This window comes from Schaalia sp. 19OD2882 (assembly GCF_018986735.1).
In the GTDB taxonomy this organism is placed as follows: Bacteria; Actinomycetota; Actinomycetes; order Actinomycetales; family Actinomycetaceae; genus Pauljensenia.
The window spans coordinates 1,534,257-1,550,928 of record NZ_CP065521.1; the positions used below are offsets into that span (position 1 = coordinate 1,534,257).

Annotated in this window: 14 protein-coding genes; 6 read left to right on the plus strand and 8 right to left on the minus strand. The window is 67.6% G+C overall.

Annotated elements, in window-relative coordinates:
• Window positions 1-10: 10 nt before the first annotated feature.
• Window positions 11-2,005, minus strand: a complete 1,995-nt coding sequence (locus I6B53_RS06790; protein WP_216763534.1) for a glucose PTS transporter subunit IIA — start codon at window positions 2,003-2,005, stop codon at window positions 11-13.
• 400 nt (window positions 2,006-2,405) lie between these two features.
• Between I6B53_RS06790 and I6B53_RS06795 the strand changes: the two genes are divergently transcribed.
• Entirely contained in the window at window positions 2,406-2,684 is a 279-nt protein-coding gene (locus I6B53_RS06795) for an Lrp/AsnC family transcriptional regulator (RefSeq protein ID WP_216763536.1), read from the plus strand.
• 19 nt (window positions 2,685-2,703) lie between these two features.
• On the opposite strand, the gene I6B53_RS06800 is transcribed toward I6B53_RS06795, so the two are convergent.
• Together I6B53_RS06800 and I6B53_RS06805 are read right to left on the minus strand one after the other, a co-directional pair.
• Window positions 2,704-4,146 (minus strand): site-specific DNA-methyltransferase, encoded by a 1,443-nt coding sequence (locus I6B53_RS06800; RefSeq protein ID WP_216763538.1) that lies wholly within the window; start codon window positions 4,144-4,146, stop codon window positions 2,704-2,706.
• Window positions 4,147-4,156: 10 nt separating this feature from the next.
• Complete coding sequence (locus I6B53_RS06805; RefSeq protein ID WP_216763539.1) at window positions 4,157-5,200, minus strand: LD-carboxypeptidase; 1,044 nt, start codon at window positions 5,198-5,200, stop codon at window positions 4,157-4,159.
• Between the two features lie 42 nt (window positions 5,201-5,242).
• Here I6B53_RS06805 and I6B53_RS06810 point away from each other — a divergent pair, with 42 nt between their 5' ends.
• The gene (locus tag I6B53_RS06810; RefSeq protein WP_216763540.1) at window positions 5,243-6,013 is read left to right on the plus strand and encodes an alpha/beta fold hydrolase; all 771 of its coding nucleotides are present in this window, start codon (window positions 5,243-5,245) and stop codon (window positions 6,011-6,013) included.
• A 61-nt stretch (window positions 6,014-6,074) separates the two neighbouring features.
• On the opposite strand, the gene I6B53_RS06815 is transcribed toward I6B53_RS06810, so the two are convergent.
• Window positions 6,075-7,241 (minus strand): alkaline phosphatase family protein, encoded by a 1,167-nt coding sequence (locus tag I6B53_RS06815; RefSeq protein WP_253954014.1) that lies wholly within the window; start codon window positions 7,239-7,241, stop codon window positions 6,075-6,077.
• Between the two features lies 1 nt (window position 7,242).
• Window positions 7,243-7,815 (minus strand): DUF5998 family protein, encoded by a 573-nt coding sequence (locus I6B53_RS06820; RefSeq protein WP_253953802.1) that lies wholly within the window; start codon window positions 7,813-7,815, stop codon window positions 7,243-7,245.
• Window positions 7,816-7,885: 70 nt separating this feature from the next.
• Between I6B53_RS06820 and I6B53_RS06825 the strand changes: the two genes are divergently transcribed.
• Window positions 7,886-10,399 carry a DNA topoisomerase (ATP-hydrolyzing) subunit A gene (locus I6B53_RS06825; RefSeq protein ID WP_216763542.1) on the plus strand — a complete coding sequence of 838 codons (2,514 nt, stop codon included), beginning with the start codon at window positions 7,886-7,888 and terminating at the stop codon, window positions 10,397-10,399.
• A gap of 88 nt (window positions 10,400-10,487) precedes the next feature.
• On the opposite strand, the gene I6B53_RS06830 is transcribed toward I6B53_RS06825, so the two are convergent.
• From I6B53_RS06830 to I6B53_RS06840, 3 genes are all read right to left on the minus strand, one after another.
• Complete coding sequence (locus tag I6B53_RS06830) at window positions 10,488-11,528, minus strand: GNAT family N-acetyltransferase (RefSeq protein ID WP_253953803.1); 1,041 nt, start codon at window positions 11,526-11,528, stop codon at window positions 10,488-10,490.
• A gap of 51 nt (window positions 11,529-11,579) precedes the next feature.
• The gene (locus I6B53_RS06835) at window positions 11,580-12,599 is read right to left on the minus strand and encodes a GNAT family N-acetyltransferase (RefSeq protein WP_216763543.1); all 1,020 of its coding nucleotides are present in this window, start codon (window positions 12,597-12,599) and stop codon (window positions 11,580-11,582) included.
• An 89-nt stretch (window positions 12,600-12,688) separates the two neighbouring features.
• The gene (locus I6B53_RS06840) at window positions 12,689-14,797 is read right to left on the minus strand and encodes a type IIA DNA topoisomerase subunit B (protein WP_216763544.1); all 2,109 of its coding nucleotides are present in this window, start codon (window positions 14,795-14,797) and stop codon (window positions 12,689-12,691) included.
• A gap of 228 nt (window positions 14,798-15,025) precedes the next feature.
• Here I6B53_RS06840 and I6B53_RS06845 point away from each other — a divergent pair, with 228 nt between their 5' ends.
• The 3 genes from I6B53_RS06845 to I6B53_RS06855 all read left to right on the plus strand — a co-directional run bounded on the left by I6B53_RS06845 (window position 15,026) and on the right by I6B53_RS06855 (window position 16,393).
• Window positions 15,026-15,244, plus strand: coding sequence for a hypothetical protein (locus tag I6B53_RS06845; protein WP_216763545.1), 219 nt, complete (start codon window positions 15,026-15,028; stop codon window positions 15,242-15,244).
• Between the two features lie 115 nt (window positions 15,245-15,359).
• Window positions 15,360-15,806 (plus strand): YbjN domain-containing protein, encoded by a 447-nt coding sequence (locus I6B53_RS06850; RefSeq protein WP_216763546.1) that lies wholly within the window; start codon window positions 15,360-15,362, stop codon window positions 15,804-15,806.
• 110 nt (window positions 15,807-15,916) lie between these two features.
• Window positions 15,917-16,393 carry a YbjN domain-containing protein gene (locus I6B53_RS06855; RefSeq protein WP_216763547.1) on the plus strand — a complete coding sequence of 159 codons (477 nt, stop codon included), beginning with the start codon at window positions 15,917-15,919 and terminating at the stop codon, window positions 16,391-16,393.
• Window positions 16,394-16,672 lie beyond the last annotated feature (279 nt).

Here is a 16,672-nt window from a genome sequence, read left to right on the forward strand (position 1 = left end):
GGACTGCGGGTCAGCGCTGGACGTCGATGACCATCTCGCCGGCCCTGACCCGGCCGCCGATCCGCGGTTGGACCGATGTCAGAGCCTTGGAGTTGGTCACGGTCATGAGGGTAGTGGTCGCGTATCCTGCCTGTTCGACCTTTGCGAGGTCGACGGTCGCCAGCAGGTCACCGACCCTGACGCGTTGTCCCTTGGACACGACCACCTCGAAGCCGTCGCCGTCCATCTGGACGGTGTCAATGCCGACATGGACCAGGATCTCGACACCGTCGTCGGTCTTGATGCCGAATGCGTGGCCGGTCTTGGCCACGGTGGCCAGGCGTCCGCTGACGGGTGCGCAGATGGATCCGGATGTGGGGACCAAGGCCACGCCGGTGCCCAGGGCGCCCGAGGCGAAGACCTTGTCACCCGAGTCCTCCAGGGAGATGACCTCACCGTCCACGGGTGCGGCAACTGCCGTGGTCGGGTTGGCCGGGGTCGAGGCCGGCTCGTCCTCGACAACAGCGTGGACGGGAGCCGAACCGACTGCGGCGGCCCGGGCTGCGGCCTTTTGCTCCTTGGTCCGGTAGTCGAAGGTGACGACGAGGAAGAATGCGACGGTGAAGGCCGCAGCAATGGCGACGCCGTAGACCCACATGGGGTTGAACACGGGAATCGTGAGCAGCGAGGTGAATGCGAAGGCGCCGGTCTTCACGCCGCCGCTGGACAGACCCAGGATCGCGATCGTGATGCCACCGGTGGCGCATCCTGCCAACATCAGCGGGTAGATGCGCTTGAAGCGCAGGTGGATGCCGTACAGCGAGGGCTCGGAGATACCGCCCAGGAGACCCGCAGCGAGGGCGCCGGTCGCGGTCTGGCGCATCTGGCTGTCCTTGTCCCGCAGGGACAGGAAGAGGACGCCGGCGGTGGCGCCGAAGCAAGCGAAGTTCCACGTACCCATGGGACCCTGGATGAAGTCGTATCCCAAGCTCTGGATGTTGACGAGCATGAGGGCGTTGAGCGGCCAGTGCAGGCCGAGCGGGACGAGGAAGGGGTAGACCATCGGGATGATGATCGCGAAGACGAAGGGGGCGTTCGTGTTCATCCACGCCAGGCCCGCGCCCAGTCCGTTTCCGAGCCACACGCCGATTGGGCCGAGGAGGAACGCGGTGAGAGGAATCATGACGAGCATGGAGATGAAGGGGACGAAGACCATTTGGACGTTCGTCGGGATGATCTTCTTCAGACCCTTGTAGAGCAGGGCGAGGACCGCGACCATGATGAGCGGGACGAAGACGTTGCCGCCGTAGTCGTTCATCTGCAGGGGCAGACCGAAGATGTGGGCCGTGCAGTCGTCCGTGCCGAGCGTCGTGTTGGTGACGCAGGTGAGGTCTGGGAAGTGTTCCCTGTTCCCGAGTTTGATGAAATCGGGGGTCATGAGGGCACCCATGACGGTGGCTCCGAGCCACGGGTCGATGTCGAGCTTCTTCGCCGCGTTGTAGGCGACCATGATCGGCAGGAAGTAGAAGACCGCTCGCCACATGGTGTCGACGAAGACCCAGGAGGCGCTCTTGTCGTCTGCACGGAAGTCAACGATGTGCAGAGCGTCCAGGACCGCCGTGAAGGCGATGATGAGGGAGGCGCCGAGCAGCACGCCGAGGATGGGCCGGAAGGAGTCGGAGAGGTACTCGAAGAAGGCGTCGGCCCACGCGAACTTCCCGCGCGCCTTGGAGCGTGCGGCCGCCTTGACTTCGGCGTCGCTCATCTGTGCACCCATGCCGGGCAGGTTCTGCATGGCGGCGTACACGCCTGCGACGGCTCCGCCGATGACGACCTGGAGTCGGTTGCCTCCTTGGGGCACCACACCGAGGACACCATCGGCGGCGTCGAGGGCGTCGGTGTCGGCGCGGGCGACGTCGGCGAGTTCGAATCGCAGTCGTGTGGCGCAGTGGGTGAAGCCGACGATGTTGTCGGCGCCTCCCACTCCTGCCAGGACCGCTTGTGCGATCTGGGATTCAGTGGCCATGTGTCTGTGCCCTTTCTCAGCGGCTCGGCCTCGAGTCGCGTGGTGTGCGTGGACATGTGTGTGGAGGGTTGCAGGGCAACAAAAAAGACCTGGGTCGACGCCACAATGTGTCATCCCAGGTCTTGCCTCGGTGTGAGTAGCAACCCTGCGCGTCCACCACGACGGCGGACGTTGCGGCAACCATACCGCCCTCGTCCCCTCCCGACAACCCCCTTACCCGCCAACTGTTCCCTCGTTTCCGCCCCTCCCCTGCCGCGAGCCTCGCCCTCCTTTCTGCCGAAATCCGTCCTGGACGCGTTGGCGGACGAATCTCACGGGGTGACGGACGAATCTCGTGGGAAGAGGTTCGGACATGGGAGGATCGGAGCAGGTACCGCGCCGCCCACACGAAGGAGTCCCCGTGCTCAGCGCCATCGTCCTCATCAACGCCGACGTCGATTCCATTCCCGAGGTCGCCTCCGCCATCGCCGACCTCGAAGGCGTGGACGTCGTCTACTCGGTGACCGGCGACATCGACCTCGTCGCACTCGTCCGCGTCAGGCAACACGAGGACCTGGCCGAAGTCGTGTCCAACCGCATGGGCAAAGTCCCGGGAATCCGCCAGATGCGTACACACATCGCCTTCCGATCCTTCGCCTCGGCCGACCTGGAGGAGGCCTTCCACATCGGCCTGGGCTGACGAGGACGAGGGCGGCGCCTCAGGCCCTGGGAGCCACCCGCTGCAGGCGAAACCCCAGGTCCAGGGCTCTTGAGGCCCCATCTGCCCTGCGCCCCGCCCCCTGCCCGGTCGCTGCTGAAAGGCACTCGGCGTCCCGCCGCAACCGCTCCCGCGCAATCGCCGCCACGTCGGCGAAACCGGCGCGCTCGGCATGTGAGCCGGCGGCCACCGCCTCGGCCCGTTGGACCAGGACGAAACGCCGAGTACCCCCGTCGCGGGCATTGAGCGCCATCACCGCGGCACCGGTGGTGCCCGAGCCCGCGAAGAAGTCGAGGACCAGCGCATTCTTCGGGGCGATCGAGCCCACAAGGGTCTCCAACAGCACTCGCGGCTTGGGGGTCTCGAAGACCTCCTTGAGCCCGAGCTCTTGCAGTTCGGCCTTCCCGGTCGATGTCGAAGGGCCGATGACCAAGTCCTTCAGGGCGGTGCCGGCCACATCGCGCACCTTCGTCCAGATGCGCAGCCGCCCGTCCACCACGCGGAAGTCCAGGTCCTCGTGGTCGGCGAGTACCCGCGAGCGCGACCACCTCCATGCGTGCCAGGAGATGCCTTCGCGCGCATTCGGGTGCGGCATGGCGGTGACGAACCCGGGAAAGGTCGTCGGGTCGTCGATGTCACTGACCCGCACCCGGCCGGTCTCCGCCTGGTAGTGGATGCGGTAGACCATGGTGGGGGCGGTGACTTCGTTGAAGCGGGAATTCGTGTTGTGCAGTTCGTTCTTTCGCACATAGGGGCCGCGCGCGTCGTGTTCGACGGTGTAGGACGGGCTCTTGTAGACGGCCGGCATGATTCTGCGCAGTTCGGCCGCGTCGCCGGTGAAGCGTCCGACTCTGGCGGGATCGCGCGCGAAGCACAGGATCGACTCATGCGTACGTGCCGGTCCGACGCCGCTGATCTGGCGTCCTTTGAGGTTCGAGACCCACGTGAAGTCTCCCACCAGGGAACCCGGACCGAAGACTTCCGTGCCGACCAGTCGCAGTTGAGCGACTTCGTTGTGGTCGACGGAGATCAGCAGGACCCCACTGGGGGCCAGCAGGTTGCGGGCGACCATGAGCCTGGGCAGCATCATGGACAGCCACGCGCTGTGGCGCCGTCCTTCCTCCTCGCTGGCGCGATCGCCCGACATGGCGCGGTACTGTCTGCGGGTCAGGGCGTAGGAGTCGTCGTAGACGAAGTCGGATCCGGTGTTGTAGGGCGGGTCGATGTAGGCCAGGTCCACGGACTCGGCCAGGTGGGGGGTGAGCAGTTTGAGGGCGTCAAGGTTGTCTCCCTCGACGAAGAGGTGGGCAGAGGGGGCGCCGTCGGGCCCGGGTTCGGATTCTTCGGGCACGTCGACCAGCACGGCGTCGGCACATGTGCGAGCCGACGCGGCTGCCGCCGCCTTCCCCGGCCATGTGAGCCCGTAGTGCTCCTCCTGTGTCACCGTGCGAGCCTCAGTCGTAGTCGGCCCACAGGCGCTTGCGGCCCGCGTCGACGGTGATCGCGCCCCCGTGGGGCAGGATCCACTGGGGCTTGGTGTGTCCGAAGGGGACGCCGCACACGACCGGGGCGTCGGGGTTGTAGGCTCCGACCACTTCGACGACGGTGTCATAGCGTTCGGCCCGCATGCGCTCCCGGACCCGGCCGGAGGGCACGTGGTCGAAGTTGGACACTGGTGGCCGGGCGAACAGGACGGCTCCGGCGGCTGCGAGCAGGCCTCTTTCCCCGAGGGCGCGAAGGAAACGCAGCAGTGCCCTGGTGGGCATGATGTCTTCGCTGGACTCCAGCAGCAGGACGGCACCGTCCAGGTCACCCGGTGCCACACCTGCCCGGTCGGCCAGCAGCACCTCGGTCAGGGTCTCGATGCACCCGCCCCATGTGGGCCCGGTGACGGTGGCCTCACCTGCCCACCTCCAGGGTTCGGTGGACGTGCGTCCACCGTTTTCCACCAGTGCCCGTGGGTCGCTCCATTCGACGCCGAAGTCTTCGGAGCTTCCGGGCTCGGTGATCTCCAGGCGGCCCCCGTCGACGAGGGCGGCCCGCAGGGAAGCCAGGTGGACGGGGTCAATGGCCGGTCCCGGCCCGATGTGCACCATGGTGGAGCCCCCGTAGTAGGAGCGGACCCCGTTGGAACGCCAGAGGTGGTGCAGGTGCGTGTTGTCGGAGTGGCCGAGGAAGGTCGTCGGGTGTTCGCGCACGAGTGTCGGGTCGATCCTGCCGATGACGCCGACCTGGTCGTCGCCTCCCACGGTGGCGATGATTGCCGTGATGTCCGGATCACGCAGGGCCGCCTCGACGTCGGCGGCACGTGCGGCAAAGCTTGCGCGCAGGTCACGGGTGGTGGGGAATTCGACGGGGAGCAGACCGGTGGCCTCCTCGAGGCGGCGCATGGCCTGGTCGTGGACCTGGGGCCCCAGTGCCGGTCCGGCCAGGGAGGGTGACAGGACGGCTATTCCGTCTCCCGGCCGGGACTTCGGAGGTGTGACGAGGGCGCTCATGTGCGCGAGTGTAGCCACACTCCCGAAGACTACGATCTGCCCATGGACACGATGACGACGGCGACAGGGATGATGGTCCACTGCGGTGGGACCGAGGGTGCTGCAACGCTGGTGCTGGCGCACGGACTGACGGATTCGGGGCGGTGTTGGCCCGACGCCGTGGCTCATTGGGGTGCCGCGTGGTGGATCCTGTGTCCGGACATGCGCAGCCACGGCGACTCTCCTCGCCTCACTGCCGACCAGCGGGCGCACACCGACAGGGTGTGGACCGAGGACCTGCTCGGCCTGCTCGAGTCCCTGCCGGAACCGCCGGTGCTCGTCGGTCATTCCCAAGGTGGCCGGATCGGAACCCTGGCCGCCTTGGCACGACCGGACCTGGTGCGCGCCCTGGTCCTGGAGGACCCGGCTCTGTCATCGGATTCGGCGCGACCAGCGAACTTCAACCAGGAGCACATCGAAAAGCTCACCGGCTTCGCGGAGCGACTGGACGGCGAGAAGGCGCGCATGAAGCGGCAGACCCCGTGGTCCGACACCGAGATCGAGGCGTGGGCGCTTGCCAAGGCCAAGATGGACGTGGGCCTGTTCGAGGGGTTCCACCTGGAATCGCTCATCCCTTCGGACCCGCTGGGGCGCCTGCAGGTGCCGACCTTGGTGTTGTACGACAGGGACGGGTTCTTCGCCGGGGATCCCCGCCCGCAGGCCAATCCTCTGGTCACCCGAGTCGATGTGGACGGGGTGGGTCATTGCATCAGGCGCGACGCGCCTCAGGTCTACCACGACCTCGTCGACCCGTGGATCGACGCGCACCGCTGAGCGGCCCGGCCACACCCCATGCCTTGGTCGACCCGCGTCCCCCCGGTCCGCCCGTGAGCCTTCAGGCCAGGCGAACCACCGGCACCAGCATTTCGTCTTCCGTCAGCGAACCGTGCACTCCCACCAGCGAGATCGCCCCTTCACTCTGGGTGCGCGAGTCGACGACGCCTCGCCGCCCTCGTGGGTGGACCAGGAAGTCCCCGACCTGGTCGCAGCCGGGGCCCGGGCCCAGCAGGGCCGAAACGTGCGGGCCGGAAACCACCCACGCCTCCTCTCCCAGGAAGGCGCGCCACCGCTCCTCGACCTCGTCGGCCCGCCCCGGCTCGCAGTGGACGTGGACCGCGCGCGTCTCGCCGGCAATGATCCGCACTCCCTCGGCCAGTTCAGGGGTGGCGGCCACGTCAGTGAGGTCCTCGCGGCGCACGTCGACCATGCCGTGGTCGGCGGTCAGCACGGCGCGCACGCGGCTGGGAAGGCGTCGCAGCAGGGAGGCGAGCCCGGCGTCGACGTGCTCGAGGGCCTCCACCCACTGGTTGGAGGCCAGTCCGTGCCCGTGGCCGGCATGGTCGATGTCCGACCAGTACAGGTAGACCAGTGGTGTGCCCGCTCGCAGTTCCCTCAGGGCCGCAGCGCAGCGGTCCTCCCAGCTCACGGCGGGTACGTGGCGCGCCCCACGAAGGGCGGCCCTGGTCAGGCCAGAACCGGCGAAGCTCGGCGGCGAGACGACCGCCGAGGCCACCCCCACCTGGTCCAGCCTCTCAAAGATCGGTGCGACGGGCTGCCACTGTCGTGGATCGGGCCCGCCTTCGAAGGCGAGGAGGTTCATGACTCCCGACCCGTGGGCGACGCTGTAGCCGACCATTCGCGTGGCCCCGGGGTAGGCGCCGGTGGCCAGCGCGGTGATGCCGGCGGCGGTGGTCGAGGGGGCGACGGTGTGGGCGTGCAGGGTCGCCGATCGCAGGCGCCGCAGTGTGGGTGCGTGCCCGTAGTGTTCGCGAAGCGGCACAAGGCCCAGCCCGTCGACCATGACGACCAGGGCCTGCTCGCCGCTGTCCAGGCCGATGTGTTCGGCGGCTTCTGGGCGAGCGCCGGGCAGCTTGGGGTCCAGGCAGGCGACGAGGGCTCCGAGGACGTCGGTCAGGCGAAGGTCTCCCGGTCCGGGCAGGCTGGCCCCCGGCAGGTCCAGACGGGTCAGGTCGGGAAGCGGCAGGGCCGCCGGCTCGGGCAGGTCAGGCACGGGGGTTCCCGGTCAGTTCTGCGCACAGCAGGTCCACGAGGGCGTGCGCGCGGGCCAGGGAATCCTCGCCGTCGGCTGTGGCGCTCACTCGGATGACGAGGTCGTCCGGAACGGTGGTTCCCGTGTAGCCGTGGTCCGCCGCGCACTCCGGGTCGTCGCAGTGCGCGGGTTCAAGGTCCGTGCGGCGCACTCCGCCCAGGTCCAGGGACACGGTGACCTCTTCGGCGGCGGATCCGTCCACGGGGGAGGGCACGACTTCGCTCAGGGCCAGACCCTTGAGCTTGGTCAGCGGGTGAATGGCCGTGGCCACGGACGCTCCCCCGTCCTCGAGTTCATCGACGTGCAGGTGGACCAGCACGCGGCCGCTGCGCCCGTGAGGCGCCTCGGGTGCCGGGCGTGAGACGGCGATGAGGGTGAGGTGACGGAACATCGACCCGCGGTCGAAACCGGCGTCGAGTTGGTGCAGGACCACCTCGGGTTCGACGCCGCCGAGGACGCGGCGCAAGGTGCGCTGGACGACCTGCGGGTAGAAGCCGATGCGCTCGATGTCGTGCCATGGACTCACGTGGCCCATTGTGCCTTGAGACGGCGTGGGAGTCGAAGCAGGTGCGGGCGCCCTGTGGACAATGGAGTCCATGCGTGTGAAGGACCAACCATTGCCTCTGGACTCCGAGGAGAACATTTCCGAGATCGACGTCTCGGCGGAGATGCGCACCTCGTTCCTCGAATACGCGGTCTCGGTCATCCACGCGCGCGCGCTGCCCGATGCCCGCGACGGTCTCAAACCCGTCCAGCGGCGCATCCTGTTCCAGATGGACCAGATGGGGCTGCGCCCCGACCGCGGGCACGTGAAGTCCCAGCGTGTCGTCGGTGAGGTCATGGGCAAACTCCACCCGCACGGCGACTCGGCGATCTACGACGCCCTGGTCCGCCTGGCCCAACCCTTCAACCTGCGGGTGCCGCTGGTGGACGGGCACGGCAACTTCGGTTCCCTGGACGACGGTCCGGCGGCCGCCCGCTACACGGAGGCGCGCCTGGCGCCCGCAGCCATGGACCTGGTGGCCGGCCTGGACGAGGACACCGTCGACTTCGTCCCCAACTACGACAACCAGTTCATGCAGCCCGAGGTCCTGCCAGCGGCCTTTCCTCAGTTGCTCGTCAACGGCGCCTCGGGCATCGCCGTGGGCATGGCCACCAACATCGCCCCCCACAACTTGGCCGAGACCATTGCGGCCGCATGCCACCTGCTGGACCATCCGGAGGCCGACACCGAGGAGCTCATGCGTTACGTGCCCGGCCCGGACCTGCCTGAAGGTGGCGTCATCGTCGGCCTGGACGGGGTGCGTGAGGCCTATGAGACGGGCCGCGGCGCATTCCGCACCCGTGCGAAGGTGCAGATCGAACGCGTGACCGCCCGCAAAGTCGGTCTGGTGGTCACGGAGCTGCCCTACATGGTCGGCCCGGAGAAGGTCATCGAGAAGATCAAGGAAAACGTCTCCGCCGGCCGCCTCAAGGGCATCTCCTCGGTCCAGAACCTCACGGACCGGGTCCACGGCCTTCGTCTGGTCATCGAGGTCAAGAACGGTTTCAACCCGGAGGCCGTCCTCCAACAGCTCTACCAGCGCACCCCCTTGGAGGACTCCTTCTCCATCAACGCCGTGGCCCTGGTCGACGGCCAGCCGCGCACGCTGGGCTTGAAGGAAATGCTCCGAGTCTTCCTCGACCACAGGATCGGGGTGACCCGCAGGCGCTGCGAGTTCCGCCTGGGCAAATTCCGTGACCGCCTGCACCTGGTCGAGGGCCTGCTCATCGCGGTGCTCGACATCGACGACGTCATTGCCATCATCCGTTCCTCCGAGGACGTGGACAGTGCCCGCGGGCGCCTCATGACGGCCTTCGACTTGTCGGAGGTCCAGGCGAACCACATCCTGGAGCTGCGCCTGCGTCGCCTGACGAAGTTCTCACGGCTCGAGTTGGAGTCCGAACGCGACGACCTGGGTGCACGCATCGCCGGGTTGGAGGAGATTCTCGCCTCCACCTCACTGCTGCACGCGCTGGTCAAGTCCGAGATGCAGGAGGTCAGCGCGCGGCTGGGGACTGCGCGACGCACCGTCCTGCTCACCTCCACGGGGGCCGAGGGCGTGGCCGCCTCTTCGGCGGCCGGGGTCGCCGGGACGGTCGGGGCGGGCATGCCCACCTCCGCCCTTGCTGCGGCAGCCCTGCCGGCGGCACCACGTTCTGGCAAGGGGTTGGACCTGGAGATCGCGGACGAGCCGTGCACTGTGGTCCTGTCGGCCACCGGTGCTCTAGCCCGAATCCAAGGCGCCGACCCGCTCGAACCGGGTGGGACGCGCGCCGCGCACGACGGGTGGCGCGCCCAGATCGCGTCGACGGCCCGCTCCCAGGTGGCTGTGGTCACCGCGGACGGCGTGGCCCACAGGCTCGACGTGCTGGACCTGCCGGCGCTGCCTCGTTTTGAGACCGGATTGTCGCTGGCAGCGGCCACCCCCGCGCGGCTGCTGCTGCACACCGACTCCCCCGCCGTGGGCCTGCTGGACCCCGACGGCGATTCGGTCGTCGCCATGGGCACCGCCCAAGGGGTCGTCAAACGCCTGAAGCCCGACGCGCTCCAACGCGACGAGTGGGAGATCATCGCCCTGGAGGCCGGTGACCGCCTTGTGGGCTTGTCCGTGTGCTCGCAGGATGCGGACCTGGTCTTCGTGTCCTCGGATGCGCAGTTGCTGCGGACCCCCGCCGCCAAGGTGCGCCCGCAGGGTCGCACAGCCGCAGGCATGGCCGGCATGAAGCTTTCTGCGGGGGCCGAGGCCATTGGTTTCTGGGTGGTCGAACAGGCTGAGGAGGCGGTGGTCGTCACGGTGGCGGCGGCCGCCGGAGCGCTGCCTGGAACGGGCCAGACGACGGTCAAGGTCACGCCCTTCGAGCTCTACCCCGTCAAGGGTCGCGGTGGCCAAGGGGTGCGCGCCCAGCGTTTCCTGCGAGGCGAGGACCGTCTGGACATCGCGTGGGTGGGCCCCCGGCCCTCCCGTGCGGCCTCAGCCGACGGCAGCGCCGTGGAGCTTCCTGCCGAGGATGCCCGCCGCGACGGCTCGGGTTCACCGATATCCCTGCCCATCGCCACCTTGGGCTGAGGTCCGGCGCTGGCAGTGCGAAGGCGAGGGCGCCCCGCCCTCGCCTTTTGCCGTGGGGACGCGGGGGCCACCGCCTGTCCCGCCCCTGTCAGATCTCGATGGCGTACAGACGCGACTGGCCCACCGTGCGGAAGCCCAGGTAGTCGTAGACGGCCAACGCGCCCGAATGGTTCGCCGACCCCAATCCCGCCCCCGTACGGTCCATGCCGTCAGCCGCCTGGGCGTGCATGGAGGACACGACGAGGGCGTCCACGACGTGCGCATTACGGTAGTCCTGGTCCACGGCCATCTGGTCGATGTACCCCTCACGCCATCCCAGGGCGGCCCAGTCCTGGACGTAGCGGGAAGCCATGAGGAAACCCGCCACACGTGGCCGGTCCCCCTTCTTGTCCACGGCGACGAAGGACCATTCGGGAACGAAGGCCGTGCGCCCCATGCTCCACTGCTCGGCGGTGATCGGACGGCGTCCCCACTCCTGCTCGGAGATCCGGTTCGCCAAGTGGCGGGTGGGCTCCTCCCACTGGGGGCCCCACGGCTCCACCTCCAGCCAGCGTCCCAAGTCCGGCATCTGCGGCAGGACGCGCAGGTCGGCGCGCAACTCGTAGTAGGTGCGCGCCCAGCGAAATCCACGGGCCTTCAGGTGTTCCTCGTGGTCCTCCTGGCCGGTCTCGACCTGGGCGACAATCTGTGCGGGCCCGTTGCCGGGAATGCCGGCCAGCATCTGGCGCGCCGCCATCTCCTGCCACGCCACCAGCGAGGCCCCCAGGCCCACACGGCGGAACGCCGGGTCCACCCCGCCTTGGCACACGCACTCGACATGCCCCGGGAAACGCAACTCCACCTGCGCGAAGGCCACCATGCGCCCATTGGCCATGCCGCGCGTGGCAAAACCTGCCACCCCACGCCACTGGGTTCCGCTGGAGAGCATCTCGAAGACTTCGTCCGGCGAGGTCCGAAATGGCGGGTTGTCCCTGGCCTCGATGCGCGCCACGAGATTGGCCAACGGGTGCAGGTGTTCGACGGTGAGTTCGCTCCACTCGACCCCGTGGGCACTGACCGGGAAGGGAACGTCCGCCGGCGCATTGGCACGCACGGCCAATGGCAGGGAGCCGGTGGTCGGTTCAGGCACGGCGTCCTCCTTCCGGGTCGAATCGGCGGTCAGGGCATGGAGGGCGGGGGTTCACAGGTCGATCGCGTAGAGGACTTCGGCCCGCTCGTCCACGAAACCGAAGTGCTCGTAGATCGCGTGGGCGGCCGATGCGGACTTCGTGTCCACGTCCAGGCCGATCTTCGGCATGCCACTGGCCGCCGCGGAGGCCACGGTGGCGCCCAGGACCACTGAGGCAAGGGAGCGTCCACGGTGTCCGGGCAGCACGCCGACCAGGTACACGTAGGCCTCCGGCTTGCCGGTGGCCGCCCATTTCGCGGTGGGGCGTCCCGCCAAGGAGTAGGCGGCGACCTCGCCCTGCCCGTCCAGCAGGATCCATGACCAGCGGCTCTCCAGGTCGGGCAGCGCGTCCTTCCACCAGCGCCCCCGAAGGTGGGAGCGGTAGTGGTCGAGGAAGGCCGCCATGTGTGCGTCGTGAATGACCTCGACGGGCACACGGTCAGAAGTGACCAGACGGTATCCATCGGGCACCTTCGGCATGGTTTCGCCGCCCTCGAGTTCACGGTACATGAGCTGGAAGGTTCGTTTGGCCGAGAATCCTGCGGCGATGTGGAGGCGGCGCCGGTCGGCCATGTGGGAGTCCACGTAGTTGACGATCGATGCGGGAAGCTCACTGTCTGCCCCGTGGACCTCGACCAACAACTGGCGGGCGCGTCCGACCTGCCAGTGCAGGAGGGAGCGTCCCACTCCCCTGCCACGCCACTTCGGGTCGATGACGGCACCCACCACGGCGATCGCGGCCTCGGGGATGTCTCGCAGGATCTTCACCCATGCCGCCGCCACGATGGTGCGTTGACTGTCCAGACCCACGATGGTCTCGTAGACGTCGGTGCCGTGGGCGCCCTCGACCATGTTGGCCACGACAAGGGGCGCAGTGCGCCTGATCGCATCGTCCGCCCGCTCCGTCCGCTGGCACAGGTCGTACACGCCGGGCGCGTCACCGGCGATCAACGGTCGCCAGCGCAGCCCGAGGTGGCTTCCTGGGCGGCGAACGGACGAGGGCGGGTCGAGGCGCTGCGCTAGTCCGGTCATGGGCTCATCCTACGGGCTGAGGACGCCGAACAGGTCCAAAGTCCCGCGCAACGTGCGCGAGTGCAAGCGCAATGGGAGAGGACGGGCGTTCAGGCGTCGATCCGGTCACGGTCCAGATGAGCGGCCTCGTCGACGATGAAGTCCTTCCTGGGGCCCACGACGGAGCCCATGAGCAGCTCGAAGACGTCCTCGGCCTCACGCAGGGAGGCCTCATCGGCCAAGGTGATGCGACGCAAGGAGCGGTGCTGACGATCCATGGTCGTCTCGGCCAGCTGGTCGGCGTCCATCTCGCCCAGACCCTTGTAACGCTGGATGGGTTCCCTCCACGTGCGCCCGGACTTGCGCAGGGAGGCCAGGGTCCGGTGCATCTCGTCCTCGGAGTAGGTGTAGATGAGCTCACGGCTCTTGCGGCCCTTGGCTTGGACCTCGATGCGGTGCAGGGGTGGCACGGCCGCGTAGACGCGGCCGGCTTCGACCATGGGGCGCATGTAGCGGAAGAAGAGGGTGAGCAGCAGAGTACGGATGTGGGCGCCGTCCACGTCGGCGTCCGTCATGAGGATCACCTTGCCGTAGCGCGCCTGGTCCAGGTCGAAGGTGCGACCCGAACCCGCACCGATGACTTGGATGATGTTGGCGCATTCCGCGTTTCCCAGCATGTCGGCCGTGGAGGCCTTCTGGACGTTGAGGATCTTTCCACGGATCGGGAAGAGCGCCTGGTACTGGCTGTTGCGGGCGGCCTTGGCCGTGCCCAGCGCGGAGTCGCCCTCGACGATGAACAGTTCGGTCTGGGAGACGTCCTCCATCCGACAGTCGGCCAATTTGGCCGGCAGGGACGAGGTCTCCAGTGCGTTCTTGCGTCGGGAGATCTCCTTGTGGATACGTGCCGAGACGCGAGCCTTCATCTCACCGACGACCTTTTCCAGCAGCATCTGCGTCTGCTGCTTGTCGTCACGCCTTGAGGAGGCGAACTTCGCGTCCAGCCAGTCCCCCACGACCCTGGCGACCACCGTGCGCACCTGCGGGGTGCCCAGGACCTCCTTGGTCTGTCCTTCGAACTGGGGTTCGGGGAAGCGGACTGTGACCACCGCGGTCAGGCCGGCCAGGACGTCCTCCTTCTCGGGCCGTCCGTCCTTGGGGCCGACCTTGAGCTTGCGGGCATTCTTGTCGACATGGGCACGCAGCACCTTGAGCACGGCCTGTTCGAAGCCGGCGACATGTGTCCCACCCTTGGGGGTGGCGATGATGTTGACGAAGGACTGGGAGTGGGTGTCGTAGCCGATCCCCCACCGGATGGCGCAGTCGACCTCGCAGGTGCGTTCGACCTCGGTGGCCTTCAGGTGCCCGGAGTCGGGGTCCAGTGCCTGGACGGTCTCGGTGAAAGTGCCCGTTCCGGTGATGTGCCACGTGTCGGTGACAGGACCGTCGGTGGCCAGCCAGTCGGCGAAGTCCACCACACCTCCGTCGAAGCGGAAGGACTCGTGCAGGACCTCGTCGCCACGCTCGTCCCAGCAGTTGATGGTCAGGCCCGGCACCAGGAAGGCGGTCTGGCGGGCACGCGCCAGCAGGGTGTCCCAGGCGAAACCTTCGGTGGAGGGAAAGATCTGGAAGTCTGCCCAAAAGCGCACTCGGGTGCCGGTCACCGCCCTTTTCACCTTGGCGACGGTTTTGAGGGCCGAGGAGTCGGTGAAGGGAGTGAAGGGCGAGTTCGGGGTGCGCTGGCGCGAGTCGTCGAATTCTCCGGGTTCTCCACGGCGGAAGCACATCTGGTGGGTCTTTCCACCGCGGTCGACCTGGACGTCCATTCGTGCGGACAGGGCGTTGACCACGGAGGCGCCCACACCGTGCAGGCCGCCGGAGGAAGAGTACGACCCGCCGCCGAACTTGCCTCCGGCGTGCAGCTTGGTGTAGACGACTTCGACTCCTGACAGGCCCACCCCGGGGACTTCGTCGACGGGGACGCCTCGGCCGTTGTCGGCCACGGAGGCCGAGTGGTCCGGGTGCAGTCGCACGTCGATGGTTGTGCAATGTCCTTCAAGGGCCTCGTCCACGGCGTTGTCGATGATCTCCCACAGGCAGTGCATGAGGCCCCTGTGGTCGGTCGAGCCGATGTACATGCCGGGGCGTTTGCGCACGGCCTCGAGTCCCTCCAGGACGGAGAGGTGCCGGGCGTTGTAGTCGGATGACGCTGCTGGACTCACCCGGACATCCTAGGAAACCCCTCTCACATCTGCCCCACCCCACGCGAGGAACGCGGACTTCGTGTCGGAACTCGTCGGCTCTGCGCTGACGGACGAATCTCACCACCCGCGAGATTCGTCGGCGTTCCCGTGAGATTCGTCCTTCGGTACGGGCGAGCCGGTTGCGCCGAGGGCGAACCCGGGCGGATGGGACGCGCTGACGAGGGCGGGACGTGATCTGATGGAGGCATGAACGCACGCTCCACGCTCGAACGCCCCAATGCCAACTCCGCGGTCCTGACCGCTGCGGACCGTTGCGACATGTGTGGAGCCCGGGCTTGGGTGCGCGCGACGATGGCGTCGGGTAACTTGCACTTTTGCGCCCACCACGCGCGCAATCACATCGACGCCCTGCGCCTGAAGGCACTCGAAGTCGTCGACGAGCGCCACCTCCTCGTGGAGGACTGACTGACCAGCGCGGACGTGGTCGGCCACGAGTCAACTTCCCTCCTTCGTCGGGTGGCAGGGAACACAGGTCGCCGTGTAGGTTTGTGATCAATGCAAGTGTTAGGAGATTGATCCCATGGGCCTTTTCGCATCCCGTCCGCCCGCTTCCGGTGTCCCCATCGTCACCCAGGACCGCATCAAGGCCGTCTTCGACGAACAAAAGTGGCACTACTACGTCGACAGTGACGGCGACCTGGGCGGCATGTGGGATGACGACAACTTCCACTTCATGCTGCGCGGCGAGGACAAGGAGATCCTGATCATCAGCGGTCGCTGGCACGGCTCCTTGCCGATGGATCGCCTCGAGCAGGTCCGCGAGTTCATCACGAACTGGCACCGTGGCAAGTTGTGGCCCAAGTGCTACCACCGCATCGACGACGAGGGACGCATCCGCCTGTACACCGAGGTCTCCATCGACTACGAGCACGGTGCCACGGACAAGCAGATCTACCAGCACGTCTCCTGCGCCCTGGGCACCTCGCAGCAGTTCTTCAAGGCACTCGCCACGGAACTCGGCAACTGACGCCCCCATCCCCCGGCCTCGGGTTCCTCCCGCTTGACCGAACAACCACCCACATGAGCGGACCGCCCTTGACGGCCGCCCGGCACCCGAATTGAAAGGACCTTTCGACAATGGGTCTGTTCGACTTCCTCTCCTCCTCTCCCGCTGAGCCGGAGAACCCCGTCGCCGCCATCAGCCAGGATCGCCTCAAGGACATCTTCGACAGGCAGGAGTGGCACTACTTCGTCGACGACGACGGTGATCTTGGTGGCCGCTGGGGCTACTCGGGCTTCTACTTCATCCTCACGGGCAAGGACCAGGAGATTCTCCACATCACCTCTCGCATGCGCGAGCCCGTGCCCGAGCAGTACGTCGACGAGTTGCGCACCTTCATCGAGGACTGGCACCGCGACAAGATCTGGCCCAAGGCCTACCACACGTGGAGTGACGACGGTCAGCTCTATGTCAACGCCGAGGTCAACATCGACTACGAGCACGGAGCCTCCGACGGCCAGCTGCTCCAGCACGTCCATTGCGCGATCGGCACTTCGAACCAGCTCTACGAGAAGGTCCGCGAACGCTTCGGGATCCAACAGATCACCGACTGAATCGCGCCTCTCCACGGTGCGCGAGGTCCCGGTCGCGCCAGCGGTGACTGAACCACTGTGCGGCGCCTGTCCCCAGCCACCATTGGCCCGGATGGGCCTCGCCCACGAAAGGACCGCACATCAGCCAGCGTCTCACGGTGGTTGACAACGCTTGACGGAGGCGGGGCGTACTGTCCCTTCGGCGCAGGCACCTGCGCCCCTGCCTCCCGGAGGGCCCGGAAGGGCTCTGCGAACTCAAGGGGCTTTTGCGTGCTTGTCCGGCCCGCTCGGTCCCGGCCC

Bases quoted from the DNA above. Each gene is read 5' to 3' on its own strand.
- I6B53_RS06790 (WP_216763534.1), bottom strand. From the start codon at position 2,005: ATGGCCACTGAATCCCAGATCGCACAAGCGGTCCTGGCAGGAGTGGGA.
- I6B53_RS06805 (WP_216763539.1), bottom strand. From the start codon at position 5,200: ATGAGCGCCCTCGTCACACCTCCGAAGTCCCGGCCGGGAGACGGAATA.
- I6B53_RS06810 (WP_216763540.1), top strand. From the start codon at position 5,243: ATGGACACGATGACGACGGCGACAGGGATGATGGTCCACTGCGGTGGG.
- I6B53_RS06825 (WP_216763542.1), top strand. From the start codon at position 7,886: ATGCGTGTGAAGGACCAACCATTGCCTCTGGACTCCGAGGAGAACATT.
- I6B53_RS06835 (WP_216763543.1), bottom strand. From the start codon at position 12,599: ATGACCGGACTAGCGCAGCGCCTCGACCCGCCCTCGTCCGTTCGCCGC.
- I6B53_RS06845 (WP_216763545.1), top strand. From the start codon at position 15,026: ATGAACGCACGCTCCACGCTCGAACGCCCCAATGCCAACTCCGCGGTC.
- I6B53_RS06850 (WP_216763546.1), top strand. From the start codon at position 15,360: ATGGGCCTTTTCGCATCCCGTCCGCCCGCTTCCGGTGTCCCCATCGTC.
- I6B53_RS06855 (WP_216763547.1), top strand. From the start codon at position 15,917: ATGGGTCTGTTCGACTTCCTCTCCTCCTCTCCCGCTGAGCCGGAGAAC.